This is a genomic window from Amycolatopsis pittospori (genome assembly GCF_013870525.1).
Lineage (GTDB): Bacteria > Actinomycetota > Actinomycetes > Mycobacteriales > Pseudonocardiaceae > Amycolatopsis > Amycolatopsis pittospori.
This window is the reverse complement of record NZ_JACBXD010000017.1, coordinates 19,015-39,623: the sequence shown is the minus strand read 5'-3', so window position 1 is coordinate 39,623 and position 20,609 is coordinate 19,015. Positions and strand designations below refer to the sequence as shown.

Below are 20,609 nucleotides of genomic sequence, written 5' to 3'. Positions count from 1 at the left end.
TCGTAAGAGAACCCGAATCGCCACTCGCACCCCTCGGTCCGGCGCGGGTCCGCCGGCGAGACGGTGTTGCGAAAGCCACTTTCGCAACGTTCAAGGTTGCGAAAGTGGCTTTCGCAACCCTTCACCTGGGCCGGCGGCAGGGGTCGAACGCGCCACATTCGACTTACCCCTCAAGAGAACCCTCATTGCCACTCACGACCACCCGGTACTCCAGCGCTTCAGACCTCCAGCGCCCACCGCACGTACCGCATCTTCGCCGTGAACCCGGCCTTCGCGAAGATCCTGGGCGCACCCGACGGGCTCGCCGAGTCCACGCTCAAACTGGCCCGGGCGTAACCCTGGTCGGTGGCGGCCCGCAGCGCGTGCGCGAGAAGCGCACTCGCGACGCCTCGCTTCCGGTGCTCCCGAAGCGTTCCGATGACCATGAAGTGCGCGTCGAGGACGCCGGTGGCCTCCGTGTCGGCCTCCCAGCACATGGTCACCAGGATTCCCACCGGAATCCCGGCGGCGTCGCGGAGCAGGAAGCTGACGTCGGGCTGGAACGTCTGGTTGGTGATCTTGTTCTTCCAGTGGTCCACGGGCATCGGCGCCGCACCCCAGTGGTCTTCGTACGAAGCGTTCCGGACCGACCGGAAGTCTTCGTCGTTCCGTGACGCCCACGGCTCGACCCGCATCCCGGCGGGGATCACCGCGCTGGGGATCGCGTCGCCGAGGGGTCGCTCCATGCGCTGGAAGTAGCGGACCGGTCTGAAGCCCCGCGAGCGCACGAGTTCGGCCAAACCCGCGATGTGCTCGGCCTTGTGGAAATCGATCGCGAGCTTCAGCGTCGGGTGATGCAGCGCGTGCAGCGTCTTCGCCGCCTCCATCCCGGCTTCGACGAGCGTCGTGCCGATACCCCGGCGGCGATACGCCGGATGGACCCCGCCGTCGAGGAAGACCCGATGGACCTCTTCCGCGAGCGGCTTGAAGCGGACCTTCATGTACCCGGCCATCACGTCACCGTCGAAGGCGGCGAGGCTCGCGCGATCCAGATCCGCGTACGGGTCGACCAACTCCGTGAGGGTGTCCTCTTCGGGGTAGTTCTCGCCGATCTTGTCGACGGTCTCGATGGCGTTGAGGAGGTCCGCCGACGCCTTGGCGTCCTTGTCGGTGAGCGGTCGCCACGTGAGGTCTCCGAACATTCGGCTGACGGTATTCCCCACGTATGCCCCCTGTCGCATCATTTCCCGGCTCCGGTAAGTCGTGTTCGGGTGGAGCGCCGGTGTCGTACCCCGGTGGTAGGAACGATCCGTGACCCTCAAGATCGGCATCCCGCAGCGCCGCGCCCGCCTCGCGACGCGTCATCACCTCACCTCGCCCGCCGAGTCGGTGCACGCCGCGGCGGACGCGGTCGTCGCGCTGCACGCCACGGATCCGGCGTCGGTGCACCTTTCGGCGTGGGCGCGCGTCAAGGGTGACGGTGTCGCGGAGGTGGAGAAGGCGCTCTACGACGAGCGGACGCTGATCCGGATGCTCGGGATGCGCCGTACGGTGTTCGTCGTCGGGCACGAGAACGCGGCACTCGTCCAGGCGGCCTGCTCCGCCGACATCGCCAAGAAGCAGCGCCGTCTGCTCGAACAGCATCTCGGCCAGCAGGGACATCCGGAGAACGTGCCCGATCCGGAACGCTGGCTGGCCGACGTCGAGGACGCCACCGAGCGGGCGCTGCGGGCCCGTGGCTCCGCGACGGCGCAGCAGCTGAGCGAGGACGAGCCGCGCCTCAAGCAGCAGCTGCTGATGGCGAAGGGCAAACCGTACGAGGCGATCGCCAACGTCACCAGCCGCGTCCTGTTCCAGCTCGCGGTCGACGGCCGCATCGTGCGCGGGCGCCCGCGCGGCAGCTGGATCAGCAGCCAGTACTTCTGGGCCCCGATGGCGGACTGGCTGCCCGACGGCCTCGCCGAATGGGACGCCGACGCCGCCAGGTTCGAACTCGCCAGGAAGTGGCTCTACGCCTACGGCCCGGCCCCGATCGCGGACCTCCGGTGGTGGACCGGCTGGACCGTCGGCCAGACGAAGAAGGCGCTCGCGGCGATTCAGCCGGTCGAGGTCGACCTCGACGGCGTTCCGGGCGTCGTCCTCGCCGACGATCTGGAGCCGGTCGCCGAACCCGAACCCTGGGTCGCGCTGCTCCCGTCGCTCGACCCGACGTCGATGGGCTGGATCGAGCGCGACTGGTACCTCGGCCCGCACCGGGCGCCGTTGTTCGACGGCACCGGCAACATCGGGCCCACCGTCTGGGCGGACGGCCGGATCGTCGGCGCCTGGGCGCAGCGTGCGGACGGCGAGGTCGTCCACCACCTCCTGGAGGACGTCGGCGCGGACGTCGAGAGGGCCGTCGAAGCGGAGGCGAACCACCTGGCCGAGTGGTTCGGAGAGGTGCGAGTCACGCCACGGATGCGGACGCCGCTGGAGCGACGGCTAGCACAACGAAGCTGAGAGTTTTCGGTAGACGTCCTGGTGGCGAACCACTTAATCGATTCTTGACCTGACCCACCGAGTGGTGGAAGTCTCGTCAGGGCAAAGAGGGCCGCCCGAGCTCGCACGCTAGGGTTGCGCCCGAGTAAAGGACGTCTTACCGGGGCGATCCCGGACGAGTCTCAAGGGAGTGGCAGCAGTGACGGTTCGCGTAGGTGTCAACGGCTTCGGCCGCATCGGCCGCAACTTCTTCCGGGCCGTGCAGGCCGCCGGTCACGACATCGAGGTTGTCGCGTTCAACGACCTCGGCGACGTCGCCACGATGGCCCACCTGCTGAAGTACGACTCCATCCTCGGCCGCTTCCCGGGCGAGGTCAGCGTCAGCGACGAGGGCATCGTCGTGGACGGCAAGACGATCAAGGCCCTCGCCGAGCGCGACCCGGCCAACCTGCCCTGGGGCGACCTGGGCGTGGACGTCGTCGTCGAGTCGACCGGCTTCTTCACCAACGCCGACGCCGCGAAGGCGCACCTCGCCGGCGGCGCGAAGAAGGTCATCATCTCCGCGCCCGCCAAGGGCGAGGACCTGACCGTGGTGCTGGGCGTCAACGACGACAAGTACGACGGCTCGCAGAACATCATCTCGAACGCCTCCTGCACCACGAACTGCCTCGGCCCGCTGGCCAAGGTCCTGCAGGACTCGTTCGGCATCGAGCAGGGCCTGATGACCACCATCCACGCGTACACGCAGGACCAGAACCTGCAGGACGCGCCGCACAAGGACCTGCGCCGCGCCCGCGCCGCCGCGCTGAACATCGTCCCGACCTCGACCGGTGCGGCCAAGGCCATCGGCCTGGTCCTGCCGGAACTGCAGGGCAAGCTGGACGGCTACGCGCTGCGCGTCCCGATCCCGACCGGCTCGGCCACCGACCTCACCGTCACGCTGACCAAGAGCGCGACCCTCGAGGAGATCAACGCCGCGTACAAGGCCGCCGCCGAGGGCCCCCTGGCCGGCATCCTGCGCTACAGCGACGACCCGATCGTCTCGGCCGACATCGTCACCGACCCGGCGTCCTGCATCTACGACGCCCCGCTGACCAAGGTCATCGGCAACCAGGTCAAGGTCATCGGCTGGTACGACAACGAGTGGGGCTACTCCAACCGCCTCGCCGACCTCGTCAAGCTCGTCGGCAACAAGCTTTCCTGACCGATGGCGCTGAAGAACCTCGAAGACCTGCTGGGCGAGGACGTCTCGGGCCGGTTCGTACTCGTGCGATCCGACCTGAACGTCCCGCTCGACGGGGACAAGATCACCGACGACGGCCGCGTCCGCGCGGCCCTGCCCACCCTCAAGCGGCTCGCGGAAGCGGGCGCGAAGGTGGTCGTCACGGCGCACCTCGGCCGTCCCAAGGGCGAGCCGGACCCGCAGTTCTCGCTCGCGCCCGTCGCCGCGAAGCTCACCGAGCTGCTCGGCGTCGACGTCCCGCTGGCCGGTGACATGGTCGGCGAGTCCGCCAAGGCCACCGTCGAGGGCCTGACCGACGGTCAGGTGGCCCTGCTGGAGAACGTGCGTTTCGACGCGCGTGAGACCAGCAAGGTCGAGGCCGAACGCCAGGAACTGGCCGCCGAGCTGGCCGCGCTGGTCCCGGGCGGCGCGTTCGTGTCCGACGGCTTCGGTGTCGTGCACCGCAAGCAGGCTTCGGTCTACGAGGTCGCGCGGGCGCTTCCGGCGTACGCGGGCGGCTTGGTGCTCGCCGAGGTCGATGTCCTCAAGAAGCTCACCGAGGACCTCGCGCGGCCGTACGTCGTCGTGCTCGGCGGCGCGAAGGTGTCGGACAAGCTCGGCGTCATCGCCAACCTGCTGACCAAGGTCGACAGGCTGCTCATCGGCGGCGGCATGGCGTACACCTTCCTCAAGGCCCAGGGCCACGAGGTCGGGAACTCGCTGCTGCAGGAAGACCAGCTGGACCAGGTCCGCGGCTTCCTCGCCGAGGCGGAGAAGCGCGGCGTCGAACTGATCCTGCCGGTTGACGTCCTCGCCGCGACCGGCTTCGCCGCCGACGCGGAGTTCGACGTCGTCGACGCGACGGCCATCCCGGCCGATCGCATGGGTCTCGACATCGGTCCGAAGTCCCGCGAGCTGTTCGCGGGCAAGCTGGCCGACGCGGCGACCGTGTTCTGGAACGGCCCGATGGGCGTGTTCGAGTTCGAGTCCTTCTCCGGCGGCACCCGTGCCGTGGCCGAAGCACTCGTCGAGAGCGACGCCTTCACCGTCGTCGGCGGTGGCGACTCCGCCGCGGCCGTGCGTCAGCTCGGCCTCCCCGAGGACGGCTTCTCGCACATCTCGACCGGCGGCGGCGCGTCGCTGGAGTACCTGGAGGGCAAGGAACTGCCCGGAGTCGCTGTGCTGGGAGAGAACGACTAGTGGCGCGCAAACCGCTCATCGCCGGCAACTGGAAGATGAACCAGAACCACCTCGAAGCCATCGCGCTGGTTCAGAAGATCGCCTTCGCCCTGCCGGAGAAGTACTACGCGAAGGTCGACGTCGCGGTCCTGCCGCCGTTCACCGACATCCGCAGCGTCCAGACGCTGACCGACGGCGACAAGCTGTCGCTCACCTACGGCGCCCAGGACCTGTCGCCGCACGACTCCGGTGCCTACACCGGTGACGTGTCGGGCCCGATGCTGGCGAAGCTGGGCTGCAGCTTCGTCACCGTCGGGCACTCGGAGCGGCGCGAGTACCACGGCGAGTCCGACGAACTCGTCAACAAGAAGGTCAAGGCCGCGCTCAAGCACGGCATCACGCCGATCCTGTGCGTGGGGGAGAAACTCGAGGTCCGCGAGGCCGGCGAGCACATCGCCCACACCACGACCCAGCTGATCGAGGGCCTCAAGGGGCTCAAGAACGAGCAGGTCAAGGACGTCGTCGTCGCCTACGAGCCGGTGTGGGCCATCGGGACCGGCAAGGTCGCGACCCCGCAGGACGCCGAGGAGGTGTGCGGAGCCATCCGCGCCACCCTCGCCGAGAAGTACGGCGCCGAGGTCGCGTCCTCGGTCCGAGTGCTCTACGGGGGCTCGGCCAAGGCCAACAACATCAGTGATCTCGTCGCCTGCGAGAACATCGATGGTGCCCTCGTCGGTGGTGCCAGCCTGGATGGTGACGAGTTCACCAAACTCTGCGCACTCGCCGCGGGCGGGCCCCTGCCCTGATCGGGGCACCTACCGGGTAACCTGGGTATCCGGTCCGTCACACAGCAGTGGACGAGTCCAGGAGTACGGTGTGTTCCGGTGGTCATGAGCCGCCGACGGCACACCGTTTTCCTGCATTCTCCAAGAGCGCAGAGGATGACATGAAGCTGTTCCTGCAAATCCTGTTGATCGCCTCCAGCTTTTTCCTGGTGGTCGCCGTGTTGCTGCACCGCGGCCGTGGTGGCGGTCTGTCGTCGCTGTTCGGTGGCGGCATGCAGTCGAGCCTCTCGGGCTCGAGCGTGGCCGAGAAGAACCTCGACCGGATCACGCTGCTGCTGGGCGCTGTGTGGCTGATCAGCATCATCGGCCTGGGGCTCCTGCTCAAGGTCTGATCGATCCAGGTGTTTCGGCGTGCCTATGGGGGGCGCGCCGCCGATCCCTATAGGTGTGAGGATTCATGGTTGGCGGTAACGCGATTCGGGGCACCCGTGTGGGTGCCGGACCTTCGGGCGAATCGGAACGGGGTGAGTCGGCGCCGCGGCGCCGCATCTCCTACTGGTGTGCCAACGGGCACGAGGCGCAGCCATCGTTCTCGATGGACGCCGAGATTCCCGACGAGTGGGATTGCCCGCGCTGCGGGCTCCCCGGTGGGCAGGACGAGAAGAACCCTCCTGCGGCGCCGCGGACCGAGCCTTACAAGACCCACCTGGCTTACGTGAAGGAACGGCGTTCCGACGCCGACGGCGAGGCCATCCTCGCCGAGGCGCTGGAGCGGTTGCGCCAGCGCCGGGAGATCTGAGACTCCCCGAGGCCTACCGGTCGAGCGGGTACCGGGCACGCACCCGGAACCCGCCGTCCTCGGTGTCGGCGGTTTCGAAGCTTCCACCCAGCAGTCGAGCGCGTTCGGCTAAACCGGTCAGCCCGTGCCCTCCCGAGGGCAGGGCCGCACCGGAAGTCCGGGCGCGCTCATTGCGTATCTCGACCTTGAGCGAGCCGTGCTCACCCTGGATCCGGATGGTCGCGGTGGCGCCCGGTGCGTGCTTGTGCACGTTGGTGAGGCATTCCTGCACGGTCCGGTAGGCCGCCGCCGAAACCTGGCTGGGCAGCAGTTCCGGAACCCGTTCGACGGTGAGATGCACCGGGACGTCCGAGCCGCGGATCAGCCGGTCGAGTTCGTTGATCCCCGGCCGCGGCCCGTCGTCCTCGGAGCCCGAACGCAGCACACTCACCAGCGAACGCAGTTCTTCGAGCGTTTTGGTGCTCAGTTTGCGGATGACCTGCGCGGTTTCGAGCGAACGGGCGTCGTTGGTCTGCGCCTGCAGCGCGCCGGCCTGCATCGCGATCAGCGTGATCTGGTGCGAGACGACGTCGTGCATCTCGCGTGCCAGCCGGGCGCGTTCTTCCGCGCGGACCGCGTCGGCGTGGAATCGGCGCTCACGATCGCGGCTCGCGGCCAGTTCGGCGAGTTTCTGCGAGATCTCGGTGCGTGCTCCGATGAGCAGGCCGATGGCCACCGGCATCCCGGCGACGATGACGCCGTAGATCCCGTCCAGGACGTGTTCGCGCCAGCTGAGCTCCACGAAGTCGGGCAGCGGCCACTGGACGAACCGGCAGGTGAAGACGAGCGCGAACCCGGTCCAGGTCTGCCAGTGCATCTGCTTGCGGGTGGCGAGGAACCCGAGCGCGATCATCGCGGCCAGCTGTGACCAGCCCGCGAGGAAACCGGGGACGGTGGCGATCACCGCGAGGAACGGCAGCTTGCGGCGGAAGGCGAGCCCCAGGCACGCGGCGCCGGACAGATAGATGGAGTACGGCTGGGCCTTCTCGGGGATCACCAGCCAGACGTCGAGTGCGGCCAGGAAGATCGCGAGCGTGTCCACGCCCAGCGCGACCAGCGCCGGACGTTTGATCTTGGCGAACGACATGACCCCGGCGGCACGGCGCATCCGGTCGGCGGCGTCCGCTCCGGAGCCGCCCACCGAGATACCTGGCATCGAGAGACCCTCTGTGCTCATCGCTGGCGACCTCACTCGTCTTGTGGACTTGAATGGTGAGACGTGTTCTTCGCCCGATCGGGACGCGCAGGAACGAACAAATGTGCGGATGCTAACGGGTGGATGTACAAGGGCGGTAAGTTTCCCCCAGTCGGGCTAGCGACTGCCCGGTCACTGTCCGTTCTGCGGACAAGTGCATGAACGTTCGGTCGGTCGAGCGCGGACCGGACCACCCGGGCTCGGTGGTCCGTAGATCACTTCTGCTCACTTCGACGAACGAACGGTCCGATTCTGACGGCGGAATCGGCAGGAGTTGATCTTCATCACTTTGCGCCCCCAGGCGGCTACTTTTCGTGCAGGTCCGTGAATGCCTCCTTCACTACCTTCAGGGTAGGGAAGGAGGCCTTCACGGACTTCCGCCAGGCGGTGGGCACTTGGCAGGCCCCAAATACCTGAAGGCCCCCTTCCTTGCGTAAGGAAGGGGGCCTTCAGGTACTTCAGGTCAGGCCGTAGGAGTCTGGTAGACCTTCGTGAGCTTCGAAGCGGCACCCCGGTCCAGCAGCCAGAGTGTGCGACGGCTGCCGCGCGCTCCCGCCACCGGGATCTGGACCTCGCCCGCACCGGCCAGCGCCTGCGCGACGGCGTCCGCCTTGGCGTCGCCGCCGGTGACCAGCCAGACCTCCCGCGCGCGACGGATCGCGGGCAGGGTCAGCGAGATCCGGGTCGGCGGCGGCTTCGGGCAGTCGCGCACCGCGACGACCGAGCGCTCCGTTTCGTACACCGCCGGGCTCTCGGGGAAGATCGAGGCGGTGTGCCCCTCCCCGCCGAGCCCGAGCAGCATGATGTCGAAAGCGGGCACCTCGGCCGTCAGGACCTCCGCGTAGGCCGCCGCGGCGGCATCCACGTCGTCGCCGAACTCGCCGTCGGAGGGTGCCATGGCGTGCACCCGCTTCGGGTCGAGCGGGACGTGGTCGAGCAGGGCCTCACGGGCCTGCTTCTCGTTCCGCTCGTCCGAGTCCGCCGGGACGAACCGCTCGTCGCCCCAGTAGACGTCGAGACGCGACCAGTCGATGGCGTCGCGGGCACCGGAGTCGCGCAGTTCCTTCAGGATCGCGATCCCGGTGCCGCCACCGGTGAGCACCACGGAAGCCGAACCCTTGGCCGCCTGGACGTCGACGAGCCGGGTGACCAGCCTGGCCGCCGTGGCGGCGGCCAGGAGGTCCGGGTTCTCGTAGACGACGACCTCGGTCTTGCTCATGAGTCGCTCTTCTTCGCAGCGGCGGCGGTGGCCTTCTTCTTGGGAGCGGCCGGCTTCTTGGCGGCGGCCGGGGTGGCCTTCGTCGCGGTGCCCGACGAGATCTTCGAGAGCCCGTTCAGCGAAGCCTCGTAGACCTCGTCCGGGTCGAGCCGCCGCAGCTCCTCGATCAGGCAGTCCTTGTTGTCCCGCCGCTGCAGGGCGATCCGCCGCGTCGGCTGGCCCGGCTGGGTCAGCGAACCGACCCGCCCGTCCGGCCGGTGCAGTTCCACCGGGCCGGAACGCCGCTCCAGCGTCACCGAGATGATGCCGGCGGCACCGGTGCTCTTGACCCGCTTCACCGGCACCTTCAGGTACTCGGCCAGCCAGCCCGCGAGCAGTTCGGTCGACGGCGAGTCGGCCTCCCCGGTCACGGTCGCGCCGGTGACCTTCTCGTACGGCGGAAGGTCCAGGGCGGACACGAGCTGCGCCCGCCAGTGGGTCAGCCGGGTCCACGCCAGGTCGGTGTCACCCTCCACATAGGCCTTCGCTCGCGTGGCGAGGGCCCGGACCGGCGCCTTCTCCGCCGCGGAGTCGGTGATCCGGCGCTGGGCCAGTTCACCGAGCGGGTCCTTGGCCGGAGCCTTCGGACCCGTGCCGGGCCACCAGGTGACGATCGGCGCGTCCGGCAGCAGCAGCGGCACGACGGCGCTCTGCCCCTGCGCGGCCAGCGGTCCGTAGAGCCGCAGGACGATGACCTCGCTCGCGCCGGCGTCGCCGCCGACCCGGATCTGGCCGTCGATCCGCGGTGCCGCGGTCCGCGCGCCCTTGGCCACCACGATCACCCGCGACGGGTGCTCCCGGCTGGCCTCGTTGGCGGCTTCGATCGCCTCTTCGAGTTTGTCGTCGTCGTCGGCCACTATGACGAGCGTCAGCACTCGTCCGAGCGCCACCTGCCCGCCCTGTTCGCGGATCTCGACGAGCTTCTTGTTCAGCTGCGACGTCGTGGTCGACGGCAGGTCGATGATCACGGACGCCTCCAATTACGGCCGGTACGCTCCAGCATCTCGTCCGCCGACGGCGGTCCCCAGGACCCCGGCGGATACTGCTCGGGCGCGCCCTTCTTGGCCCAGTGGTCGAGGATCGGGTCGAGGATCTCCCAGGAGAGTTCGACCTCTTCGTTCACCGGGAACAGCGACGGCTCACCGAGGAGCACGTCCAGGATGAGCCGTTCGTAGGCCTCCGGGGACGACTCGGTGAACGCGTGCCCGTAGCCGAAGTCCATGGTGACGTCGCGGACCTCCATCGTGGTCCCCGGCACCTTCGACCCGAACCGCAGCGTGATGCCCTCGTCGGGCTGCACCCGGATCACCAGGGCGTTCTGCCCCAGTTCCTCGGTCGACGTCGAGTCGAACGGCAGATGCGGCGCCCGCTTGAACACCACGGCGATCTCGGTGACCCGGCGGCCCAGCCGCTTGCCCGTCCGCAGGTAGAACGGCACACCCGCCCAGCGTCGGTTCTGCACCTCCAGGGTGACCGCGGCGTAGGTCTCGGTCGTCGAGTCCTTCGCGAAGCCCCCTTCCTGCAACAGGCCCGGCACCTTCGAGCCGCCCTGCCAGCCGCCCGCGTACTGGCCGCGCGCGGTGGTCTCGTCCAAGGGCTCCAAGGGCTTCGTCGCCGAGAGCACCTTGACCTTCTCCGCCCGCAGCGCGCGCGGGGCGAACGAGACCGGCTCCTCCATCGCGGTCAGCGCGAGGAGCTGCAGCAGGTGGTTCTGGATGACGTCGCGTGCGGCGCCGATGCCGTCGTAGTACCCCGCGCGACCGCCGAGACCGATGTCCTCGGCCATGGTGATCTGCACGTGGTCCACGTAGTTGGCGTTCCAGATCGGCTCGAACAGCTGGTTCGCGAAGCGCAGCGCCAGCAGGTTCTGCACCGTCTCCTTGCCGAGGTAGTGGTCGATGCGGAACACCGACTCCTCGGGGAAGACGTCGTTCACGATCTCGTTGAGTTCCTTGGCGCTCTTGAGGTCGCGGCCGAACGGCTTCTCGATGACGACGCGGCGCCAGGTCTCGTCACTCGCGTCGGCGAGGCCGGAGCGGGCGAGCTGCTTGGTCACCACCGGGAACGCGCTCGGCGGGATCGACAGGTAGAACGCGGTGTTGCCACCGGTCCCGCGCTCGGCGTCGAGATCCTTGACCGTCTGCGCGAGCCTGTCGAAGGCGTCGTCGTCGTCGAAGGTGCCCTGGACGAAACGGATGCCCTCGGCGAGCCGGTTCCACACCGACTCCTTGAACGGCGTCCGCGCGTGCTCCTTGACCGAGTCGTGCACGAGCTCGCCGAAGTCCTGGTGCTCCCAGTCCCGGCGGGCGAAACCGACCAGCGAGAACCCGGCGGGCAGCAGCCCGCGGTGGGCGAGGTCGTAGATCGCCGGCATCAGCTTCTTGCGGGCGAGGTCACCGGTCACGCCGAAGATGACCAGGCTGGACGGCCCGGCGATCCGCGGCAGCCGCTTGTCGCGCGGATCGCGCAGCGGGTTCTTCCAGGCTCGCGTCACTCGCCGACCTCCTGTACCGCGCGGACCAGTTCCGCCAGGCCGGCGGCCCGGTCGGTGAGGTGCAGGCGCAGCACCGGACGACCGTGCTCCGCGAGCACCTGGCCGTCACCGAGCGCCTGCGCGTGCTGCAGGACACCGAGGGTGTACGGCCGGTCCGGAACGTCGAGATCCTGCTCGACGGCGCCGGTGAGCTGCAGGAAGACGCCGTTCTGGTGTCCGCCCTTGTGGTACTGCCCGGTGGAGTGCAGGAACCGCGGTCCCCACCCGAAGGTGGTCTGGCGGCCGGTCCGCTTGGCGATCTCGCCGCGCAGGATCGACGTCGACGCGTCGTCGAGACGGTCGAGGTACGCCTGCACCGCGATGTAGCCGGTCTCCGGGGCGGAATCGAAGAAAGCCCGCAGAATGTCCGCGAGCTTTCCTTCCGTCGAAACCCCGTCCGATCCGAACACCTGGACCGCGCCGTCCACAGTGGACGGCTCTTCGCCGCCCTTGAGCTTGTCCGGGTTGTCGAGCAGCGACCGAGCGGCCTTCTTGGCGGCCTCGACGTCGGGCTGGTCGAACGGGTTGATCCCGAGCAGCCGTCCGGCGAACGCGGTGGCGAACTCCCACAGCAGGAACTGCGCGCCGAGCGAGCCGGTCACGGAGATCTTCGCGGTGCCTTCGGCCTGGCCGACCGCCACCGGGGTGGCGTCGGACTTCGCGTCGGCGAACCCGGGGGAGTCCGGACCCTCGACGGCGACCGGCAGCAGACCGGTGCCCTGCTTGCCGGTGGACTCGGCGATCAGCTGCTCCGCCCAGTCTGCGAAGCCCTTGATGCCGGAACCGGTATCGGCGATGACGACCTTCTCGGCGCCCTCTTCGTGTGCCGCGCTCCACGCCGCCGCGAGCTTGATCGCGGGATTGTCCGCCGAGTCGGCGGCCAGCGTGTCGGCCACCGAAGCGGCCTGGTCGAGCAGGCGCGCGATGTCCGCGCCGGCGAGGCCGGACGGGACGAGCCCGAACGCGGTCAGCGCCGAGTAGCGGCCGCCGACGTTCGGGTCGGCGAGGAAGACCTTACGGTAACCCTCCTTTTCGGACAGTTCCGCGAACGGGGAGCCGGGGTCGGTGACGACCACGATCCGCCGCGCCGCGTCGATGCCCGCGTCGGCGAAGGCCTTCGCGAAGATCCGCCGGTGACTGTCGGTCTCGACGGTTCCGCCGGACTTCGACGACACCACCAGCACCGTCCGCTCCAGGTCACCGGCGAGAGCGTCGGCGACCTGACCCGGGTCGGTGGTGTCGAGGACGGTCAGCGCGACGCCGTCCGTCCCGGTGATCACCTCGGGTGCCAGCGACGAACCGCCCATGCCCGCCAGGACGACGCGGTCGACGCCCTCCGAACGCAGTTCGGTCCGCAGTGCCTCGATCTCGCCGATCAACGGCCGCGAGGACTTGTGCAGCGTCGTCCACGAGAGACGGATCGACGCTTCGGACTCGGCTTCGGGACCCCACAGTGTGGCGTCCTGGGACGCCAGTTTCGATGCGACCTGGTCGGCGACGAGCCGCTCCGCGAACGGAGCGGCTCGGCCGGCCAGGGCGGCGTCGACGATTTCGACGCCGGTCGTTTCCCCTGCCATGGTCCAGTTCAGTCCTTTGCCTTTTCCAGCTGCCCGGTGACGGTCTCGAGAAGCTCCACCCAGGACTTCTCGAACTTCTCGACGCCCTCGTTCTCCAGGGTGAGGAACACGTCGGTGATGTCGATGCCCACGGCGCTCAGCTTGTCGAAGACGGCCTGCGCGTCGGCGCCCTTGCCGGTCACCGTGTCGCCGGTGACGTCGGCGTGGTCCGCCGCGGCGTCGAGGGTCTTCTCCGGCATCGTGTTGACCGTGTCCTTGACGACGAGCTGGTCCACGTAGCGGGTGTCGGAGTACTCCGGGTCCTTCACCCCGGTGGAGGCCCACAGCGGGCGCTGCGCGTTCGCGCCCGCCTCGGCGAGCTTCTTCCAGCGGTCCGTGGCGGAGAGCTCTTCGAACGCCGCGTAGGCGAGCCGCGCGTTGGCGATGGCGGCTTCACCGCGCAGCGCCTTGGCCTCGTCGGTGCCGATGGCGTCGAGCCGCTTGTCGATCTCGGTGTCCACACGGGACACGAAGAACGACGCGACCGAGTGGATGCCCTTGAGGTCGTGGCCGTTGGCCTTGGCCTGCTCCAGCCCGGCGAAGTAGGCCTCGATGACCTTCTTGTAGCGCTCGACCGAGAAGATCAGCGTGACGTTGACGCTGATGCCTTCGGCCAGGGTGCGGGTGATCGCCGGGAGACCCTCTTCGGTGGCCGGGATCTTGATCAGCACGTTCGGCCGGTCCACGGTCTTCCACAGGTCCTGCGCCTCGGCGACCGTCTTGTCGGTCTCCTTGGCCAGCCGCGGGTCCACCTCGATGGACACCCGGCCGTCGACCCCGTTCGTGGCGGTGTAGACGTCGCGGAACAGGTCCGCGGCGTTGCGCACGTCGGTGGTGGTCAGCTCGCGGATGGTGGCCTCGACGTCGGCGCCGCGGGCGGCGAGCTCCTTGGTCTGCTCGTCGTACGCCTCGCCCTTCGACATCGCGTTGGCGAAGATCGTCGGGTTGGTCGTCACGCCCACGACGTGCTTGTCGCGGATCAGGCCGGCGAGGTTGCCGGTGTTCAGGCGCTCACGGGACAGGTCGTCGAGCCAGATCGAGACACCGGCCTCCGACAGCTGCGCGAGCTTGTCGTTGCTCATGCTTTCCCCTTCAGTTCTTGGTGTTGGCGATCGAGCGACGGGCGGCGTCGACGACGGCTTCCGCGGTGAAACCGAACTCGCGGAACAGAGTGCCGGCGTCGGCCGAGGCACCGAAGTGCTCGATCGAGACGTTCTCCCCGGCGTCACCGGTGAAGCGGTGCCACGAAAGGGCGATACCGGCTTCGACGGAGACGCGTGCCTTGACCGACGGCGGGATGACCGAGTCCTTGTAGGACTGGTCCTGCGCGTCGAACCACTCGACACACGGCATCGAGACGACGCTCGCCGTGATGCCGTCGGCTTCGAGGGTCTTGCGGGCCTCGACGGCCAGCTGCACCTCGGAGCCGGTCGCGATCAGCACGACCTGGGGCTTGCCGTCGGACGCCTCGGCGAGGACGTAGCCGCCCCGCTTGACGCCTTCGGCGCTGGTGCCCTCCAGGACCGGCACGTTCTGCCGGGTCAGCGCGAGGCCCGACGGGTGGTGGACGTCCTCCAGGACGGCCTTCCACGCGTACGCGGTCTCGTTGGCGTCCGCCGGGCGGACGACGTTGAGGCCGGGGATCGCGCGCAGCGAGGAGAGCTGCTCGATCGGCTGGTGCGTCGGGCCGTCCTCGCCCAGGCCGATCGAGTCGTGCGTCCACACGTAGGTGACCGGCGCCTTCATCAGCGCGGCCAGTCGCACGGGCGGGCGCATGTAGTCGGAGAAGATCAGGAACGTCGCGCCGTAGGGGCGGGTGCCGCCGTGCAGCGCGATGCCGTTGAGGATCGAGCCCATCGCGTGCTCGCGGATACCGAAGTGCAGCGTCCGGCCGTACGGGCTGGTCTTCCACATGTCGGTGGAAGCCTTCTCCGGGCCGAACGAGTCGGCCCCCTTCATGGTGGTGTTGTTGCTCTCCGCGAGGTCCGCGGAACCGCCCCACAGCTCGGGAAGCGGCTCGGCGAGCGCGTTGAGCACCTCACCGGAGGCCTTGCGGGTCGCGATGCCCTTGGCGTCCGGCTCCCACTTCGGGAGGTTGTCGGCGAAGCCCTCGGGCAGCGTGCGGGTGGACATCCGGTCCGCGATCTTCTTGCGCTCCGGGTTGGCGGCGCCCCACGCCTCGAACTTCTCCTGCCATTCGGCGCGCGCGGTCTTGCCGCGGTCGACGGCCTGGCGGGTGTGCGCGATGACCTCGTCGTCGACCTGGAAGTTCTGCTCCGGGTCGAAGCCGAGGATCTCCTTCACCGCGGCGACCTCTTCGGCGCCCAGCGCGGCACCGTGGGCCTTGCCCGTGCCCATCTTCTTCGGCGCCGGGTACCCGATGACGGTCTTCAGCGCGATGAACGACGGGCGCTCGGTCTCGGCCTTCGCGGCCTTGATGGCCTCTTCGATCGCGACGACGTCCTCGCCACCCTCGACGACCTGGGTGTGCCACCCGTAGGCCTCGTAGCGCTTCACGACGTCCTCGGACAGCGCGATCTTGGTGTCGTCCTCGATCGAGATCTCGTTGTCGTCCCAGAAGACGATCAGGTTGCCGAGCTCCTGGCGGCCGGCGATCGACGAAGCCTCGGCGGTGACGCCCTCTTCGATGTCACCGTCGGAGGCGACCACGTAGACGTAGTGATCGAAGATGCTCTCGCCGACGGCGGGCTCCGGGTCCAGCAGGCCGCGCTCGCGGCGGGCCGCCATCGCCATGCCGACGCCGTTGGCGAGACCCTGGCCGAGCGGGCCGGTGGTGGTCTCGACGCCCTTGGTGTGGCGGTACTCCGGGTGACCCGGGGTCTTCGAGTCCCATTTGCGAAGCTGCTTCAGGTCTTCCAGCTCCAGGCCGAACCCGGCGAGGTACAGCTGGATGTAGAGGGTGAGACTCGAGTGCCCCGCGGAGAGGATGAAGCGGTCACGGGCGGGCCACTCGGGGTCCGCCGGGTCGTGGCGCAGCGTCCGCTGGAACAGCGTGTAGGCGAGCGGCGCGAGGCTCATCGCGGTGCCGGGGTGACCGCTGCCGCAGTTCTCGACCGCGTCCGCGGCGAGCACCCGAACGGTGTCGACGGCCCGCGTGTCGAGGTCGGTCCAGTCGGCGGGCACGTTGCGCCGGAGGAGTGGGTTCTTCTCGCTGGTAGAGGCGGTTTCGGACACTGAACTCGAACTCCCCGTCATCAGGTTGTGGCTTCTCTTCCCTCGTGGGTAACCCACGTGTACCGCTACTAATCTCAATCGATCCGGAAGGGACGATATTCCTGCTCCGGGCCGTTCGCAGAGGTACGCCGCGACCTACCGCGGCCAGCCTAATGGTTCGGCCGGTCGAGGACCCGCGATCACCCTCTGGAAACAGCACGTCTAACATCGAGGAAGGGTTCAGATCGCAGGGATCCGGGGCCGCCACATCACCCGGAAGCCTGGTGGGCCCGCCCCGAAAACTGACGCAGGGAGTGAAATGTCGTTGGTGAACGCTGCGCACGGACGCAGTGACAGCACCAGCGCCGTACATCCGACCGGTGAACGACCGCACGGTGGCCGGCGAACAATCCGCCAGGTCGTCGGCGCGTACGCCGCCCTCGCGAAGCCCAGGGTGATCGAGCTCCTCCTCGTCACCACGATTCCCGCGATGTTCCTGGCAGGCAGGGAAATCCCGTCGCCTTGGCTGGTTCTCGCGACCCTCGTGGGCGGCACCATGGCCGCCGGCAGCGCGAACGCCTTGAACTGCGTCATCGACGCGGACATCGACAAGGTGATGAACCGCACGAAGCGCCGCCCGCTGGTGAAGGAATCGGTTCCCCGGCGCGGCGCCCTGATCTTCGGCCTGTCGCTCGGCGTCCTGTCGTTCGTCGTGCTCTATTTCACGGTGAATCTGCTCTCGGCGATTCTCGCGATCGCGACGATCCTGTTCTACATCTTCGTCTACACGTTGGTGTTGAAGCGGCGTACGTCACAGAACGTGGTCTGGGGCGGCGCGGCGGGCTGTATGCCGGTCGTCATCGGCTGGGCCGCCGTCACCGGCACCGTCGAATGGCCCGCGTTCGTGATGTTCGGCGTCATCTTCTTCTGGACCCCGCCGCACACCTGGGCGCTGGGCATGAAGTACCGCGACGACTACGAGCGCGCCGGCGTGCCGATGCTGCCGGTGGTCGCCACCCCGCAGCACGTGGCGCGGCAGATCGTCATCTACTCGTGGGTGATGGTCGCCTGGACGCTGCTGCTGGTCCCGGTGACGAGCTGGATCTACACCACGTTCGCGCTCCTGGCGGGCGGCTGGTTCCTCTTCTACGCGCACAGCCTGAACGCGGCGGTGCGGCGCGGCGAGGAGACCAAGCCGATGTCGCTGTTCCACCGGTCGAACACGTACCTGATGATCGTGTTCGTCGCCCTCGCGGTCGACTCCGCGATCGGCCTGCCGGTCATCGGCCTGCCCTTCTAAGAACGTCTCGCGTTTAGTCCTCTGGTTGCGGTACTTGCACGTGCAAGTACCGCAACCAGAGGACTAAACGCGAGACGAGAAGCGTGCCGTGCGGGAATGAGATGATGGTGGGCGCCGTTGTAATCCGTTCGGCCCCTTTGTCCCACCTCCGAAAGCAGGCTGCTTTTGTCCGTGTCCCCGGACCGGGAACTCGACGCGACCGAACAGGACGTCGCGTTCGAGCAGGAGTACGTCACCACCGTTTACCGCAAGCTCGACGCCGAACGCGTCGACGCACAGCGCCGGCTCGACCAGACGCTGCGCCAGACCGGCGGCACCCCGCAGGCACGCACCGAACGCGACGTCGCCACGACGCTGTACACCGACAGGCTGTCCCAGCTGAGCTCCGTCGAACAGGGCCTCTGCTTCGGCCGCCTCGACTTCCTCCCCGGCCACGCCGAGGAGACCACCTACATCGGACGGCTCGGGCTGTTCGACGAGGACGACGACTACCGCCCGCTGCTCGTCGACTGGCGTGCGCCGGTCGCGCGGCCCTTCTACCTCGCCACCGCCGCCTCACCCGACGGTGTCCGCCGACGGCGGCACATCCGGTCCCTGAGCCGGAAGGTCGTCGGCGTCGACGACGAGATCCTCGACCTCTCCGCCGCCGACCAGGGCCAGGACCTGGGGCTGGCCGGGGAGGCCGCACTGCTGGCCGCGCTCGAACGCCGCCGCACCGGTGAGATGAGCGACATCGTCGCCACCATCCAGGCGGAGCAGGACCGCATCATCCGTGCGTCGCCGAACGGCGTCCTCGTGGTCCAGGGCGGGCCGGGCACCGGTAAGACCGCGGTCGCGCTGCACCGCGCGGCGTACCTGCTCTACACGCACCGCCAGCAGCTCACCACGCGCGGCGTGCTGGTGGTCGGGCCGAACAGCACGTTCCTCCGCTACATCGGGCAGGTCCTGCCGTCGCTGGGCGAGACCGGTGTGCTGCTGGCCACGATCGGGCAGCTGTACCCGGGCCTCGACGCCACCGGGCCGGTCACCCGCGAGGCCGCCGAGGTCAAGGGCCGCCTGGCCATGGCCGACGTGCTCGCCAACGCCGTCCGCGACCGGCAGCGCGTCCCCGAACCGGTGATGGAGATCGAGTTCGAACGCGAGATCCTCATGCTCGACCGCAAGACCTGCACCGAAGCGAGGACGCGGGCCCGCCGATCACGCCGTCCGCACAACCTCGCCCGGCGGATCTTCCTCTCCGACCTTCTCGACGCGCTGACCCGCCAGGCCGCCCGCAAACTGGGGGAGGACCTGCTCGACGCGCGCGACATCCAGGACATCCGCGCCGAGGTCGCCGCCGACAGGAACGTGGCCGCCGCGCTCGACTCCCTGTGGCCCACGCTCACCCCCGAAATCGTGCTGGACGAGCTGTTCGCCGACCGCGAACGGTTGCGCAGCGCGTCCGGGAAAGCCTTGTCGGACACCGATCGTGAGCATCTCTTCAGTCCGACGGACGCGGAGTGGAGCCCGGCCGACGTCCCGCTGCTCGACGAACTCGCCGAGCTGCTGGGCGAGGACGACACCGACGAGCGTGCCGAGCGGGCCCGCCGCGAGCGGGAGGACCGCGCGTACGCGGAAGGCGTGCTCGACATCCTCGAACAGGACGAGGAGATCGTCGACGAGGAGCTGCTGCGGGTGGGCGACGTCCTCGACGCCGAGCTGTTCGCCGAACGCCAGCAGCGCCGCAGCGAGATGACGGCGGCGCAGCGCGCGGCCCAGGACCGGACCTGGACCTTCGGGCACGTGATCGTCGACGAGGCGCAGGAGCTGACCGCGATGGACTGGCGGCTGCTGATGCGCCGGTCGCCGAACCGGTCGATGACGCTCGTCGGCGACGTCGCCCAGACCGGCTCGGCCGGTGGCGCGCGGTCGTGGGGTGAGGTCCTTTCGCCGTACGTCGCCGACCGTTGGAAGCTCGAAGAGCTGACCGTGAACTACCGGACCCCGGCGGAGATCATGGCCGTCGCGTCCCGGGTGCTCGCCGACGTCAACCCGGAGCTGGAAGCGCCGATTTCGGTGCGCGAGACGGGTTTCTCGCCGTGGCTGCGTTCCGTGGAACCGGCGGCGCTCGCCACGGAGCTCCCCGGTCTCGTCGACGCCGAACTGTCCGCTGTGGACGGTGGGACGGTCGCCGTCCTGTGCCCGGCTCCGCTGGTCGGTCCGCTCTCGGCGACCCTCGGCGAGGCAGGGGACCGGGTGTCCGTGATGCCGGTGGAGCGGGCGAAGGGGCTCGAGTTCGACTCGGTCGTGCTGATCGCGCCGGACGAGGTCGTCGCCGAGTCCCCGCGCGGGCTCAACGACCTTTATGTGGCCCTGACCAGGGCGACCCGTCGGATGGGCGTAGTGCAGACCGGTGACCTTGTTCCGGCGCTGGAGGGTCTTGGCTAAGGTCGGCCGCATGCGCACATTCGGCAAGATCGTGGTCATCGGCGCGGGCGTCCTCGCCCTGGCGGCCTGTGGCGATAAGCAGAACACCGCCGGTTCCGGCCAGCAGACCTCCGGAGCGGCTCCCGCCTCGGCTTCGTCGTCGGCCCCGGCCGCCCCGAAGGGCAAGGAGTGCACGGCCGACGACGTCAAGACCACCGGGAAGTTCGGCGAGGCGCCGACCATCACCATCCCGGACGACTGCGACCCGCCGAAGAAGCTCATCACCAAGGACCTCGAGCCCGGCACCGGTGAGGGCGCCAAATCCGGCGCCCAGCTGAAGATGAACTACACGCTGGTCACCTGGTCCAACAAGCAGAAGCTGGACAGCTCCTTCGACCGCGGCGAGCCGTTCGACCTCACGCTCGGCGCCGGCATGGTCATCCAGGGCTGGGACACCGGCCTCGACGGGATCAAGCAGGGCGCGCGGCGGCTGCTGATCATCCCGCCGGACCTCGGTTACGGCGAGGGCGGTCGCGGCATCGCGCCGAACGAGACCCTGGTCTTCGTCACCGACGCGGTTTCGGTGCCGGCCCCCACGAACTGATTCGCCCCGAAGTCCGTGAAGGCCTCCTTGAGGGACCCAGGG

17 protein-coding genes are annotated in these 20,609 nt (G+C 68.8%); 9 read left to right on the top strand and 8 right to left on the bottom strand.

Features of this window, described 5'->3' with window-relative positions; translation table 11 throughout:
- Nucleotides 1-218: 218 nt before the first annotated feature.
- Nucleotides 219-1,181, bottom strand: a complete 963-nt coding sequence (locus H5J31_RS12410; RefSeq protein ID WP_181772674.1) for a GNAT family N-acetyltransferase — start codon at nt 1,179-1,181, stop codon at nt 219-221.
- Between the two features lie 109 nt (nt 1,182-1,290).
- Here H5J31_RS12410 and H5J31_RS12405 point away from each other — a divergent pair, with 109 nt between their 5' ends.
- The 6 genes from H5J31_RS12405 to H5J31_RS12380 all read left to right on the top strand — a co-directional run bounded on the left by H5J31_RS12405 (nt 1,291) and on the right by H5J31_RS12380 (nt 6,442).
- Nucleotides 1,291-2,478, top strand: coding sequence for a winged helix DNA-binding domain-containing protein (locus tag H5J31_RS12405; protein ID WP_181772673.1), 1,188 nt, complete (start codon nt 1,291-1,293; stop codon nt 2,476-2,478).
- A 178-nt stretch (nt 2,479-2,656) separates the two neighbouring features.
- Entirely contained in the window at nt 2,657-3,661 is a 1,005-nt protein-coding gene (gene gap / locus H5J31_RS12400) for a type I glyceraldehyde-3-phosphate dehydrogenase (RefSeq protein ID WP_093934256.1), read from the top strand.
- A gap of 9 nt (nt 3,662-3,670) precedes the next feature.
- Nucleotides 3,671-4,879 (top strand): phosphoglycerate kinase, encoded by a 1,209-nt coding sequence (locus H5J31_RS12395; RefSeq protein ID WP_328701464.1) that lies wholly within the window; start codon nt 3,671-3,673, stop codon nt 4,877-4,879.
- Entirely contained in the window at nt 4,879-5,664 is a 786-nt protein-coding gene (gene tpiA, locus H5J31_RS12390; RefSeq protein ID WP_181772671.1) for a triose-phosphate isomerase, read from the top strand. Before H5J31_RS12395 ends, tpiA begins: the two co-directional genes overlap by 1 nt.
- Nucleotides 5,665-5,804: 140 nt before the next feature.
- A complete protein-coding gene (gene secG, locus H5J31_RS12385) occupies nt 5,805-6,035 on the top strand; it encodes a preprotein translocase subunit SecG (protein ID WP_005152283.1) in 231 nt (76 codons plus the stop codon).
- A 65-nt stretch (nt 6,036-6,100) separates the two neighbouring features.
- Nucleotides 6,101-6,442 (top strand): RNA polymerase-binding protein RbpA, encoded by a 342-nt coding sequence (locus tag H5J31_RS12380; RefSeq protein WP_034311760.1) that lies wholly within the window; start codon nt 6,101-6,103, stop codon nt 6,440-6,442.
- Between the two features lie 13 nt (nt 6,443-6,455).
- Here the strand turns inward: H5J31_RS12380 and H5J31_RS12375 are convergent, their stop codons facing one another.
- The 7 genes from H5J31_RS12375 to tkt all read right to left on the bottom strand — a co-directional run bounded on the left by H5J31_RS12375 (nt 6,456) and on the right by tkt (nt 16,278).
- Nucleotides 6,456-7,658, bottom strand: a complete 1,203-nt coding sequence (locus tag H5J31_RS12375) for a sensor histidine kinase (protein ID WP_181772670.1) — start codon at nt 7,656-7,658, stop codon at nt 6,456-6,458.
- 481 nt (nt 7,659-8,139) lie between these two features.
- The gene (gene pgl / locus H5J31_RS12370; protein ID WP_181772669.1) at nt 8,140-8,895 is read right to left on the bottom strand and encodes a 6-phosphogluconolactonase; all 756 of its coding nucleotides are present in this window, start codon (nt 8,893-8,895) and stop codon (nt 8,140-8,142) included.
- Nucleotides 8,892-9,902: a glucose-6-phosphate dehydrogenase assembly protein OpcA gene (opcA, locus tag H5J31_RS12365; RefSeq protein WP_181772668.1), complete on the bottom strand. Its 1,011-nt coding sequence runs from the start codon at nt 9,900-9,902 to the stop codon at nt 8,892-8,894. The genes pgl and opcA overlap by 4 nt, the downstream gene beginning before the upstream one ends.
- Entirely contained in the window at nt 9,899-11,428 is a 1,530-nt protein-coding gene (zwf, locus tag H5J31_RS12360; protein ID WP_181772667.1) for a glucose-6-phosphate dehydrogenase, read from the bottom strand. Before zwf ends, opcA begins: the two co-directional genes overlap by 4 nt.
- On the bottom strand, nt 11,425-13,044 hold the full coding sequence (locus H5J31_RS12355) for a glucose-6-phosphate isomerase (RefSeq protein WP_181772666.1): 1,620 nt from the start codon (nt 13,042-13,044) through the stop codon (nt 11,425-11,427). The genes zwf and H5J31_RS12355 overlap by 4 nt, the downstream gene beginning before the upstream one ends.
- An 8-nt stretch (nt 13,045-13,052) precedes the next feature.
- Nucleotides 13,053-14,165 carry a transaldolase gene (gene tal, locus H5J31_RS12350; protein ID WP_181772665.1) on the bottom strand — a complete coding sequence of 371 codons (1,113 nt, stop codon included), beginning with the start codon at nt 14,163-14,165 and terminating at the stop codon, nt 13,053-13,055.
- Nucleotides 14,166-14,175: 10 nt separating this feature from the next.
- On the bottom strand, nt 14,176-16,278 hold the full coding sequence (tkt, locus tag H5J31_RS12345; RefSeq protein WP_181772664.1) for a transketolase: 2,103 nt from the start codon (nt 16,276-16,278) through the stop codon (nt 14,176-14,178).
- A gap of 298 nt (nt 16,279-16,576) precedes the next feature.
- Here tkt and H5J31_RS12340 point away from each other — a divergent pair, with 298 nt between their 5' ends.
- The 3 genes from H5J31_RS12340 (at nt 16,577) to H5J31_RS12330 (ending at nt 20,567) form a co-directional block, all read left to right on the top strand.
- Nucleotides 16,577-17,557: a heme o synthase gene (locus H5J31_RS12340; RefSeq protein WP_181772663.1), complete on the top strand. Its 981-nt coding sequence runs from the start codon at nt 16,577-16,579 to the stop codon at nt 17,555-17,557.
- 171 nt (nt 17,558-17,728) lie between these two features.
- Nucleotides 17,729-19,984 carry a HelD family protein gene (locus H5J31_RS12335; RefSeq protein ID WP_407925044.1) on the top strand — a complete coding sequence of 752 codons (2,256 nt, stop codon included), beginning with the start codon at nt 17,729-17,731 and terminating at the stop codon, nt 19,982-19,984.
- A 10-nt stretch (nt 19,985-19,994) separates the two neighbouring features.
- Nucleotides 19,995-20,567, top strand: coding sequence for an FKBP-type peptidyl-prolyl cis-trans isomerase (locus H5J31_RS12330; protein WP_181772661.1), 573 nt, complete (start codon nt 19,995-19,997; stop codon nt 20,565-20,567).
- Nucleotides 20,568-20,609 lie beyond the last annotated feature (42 nt).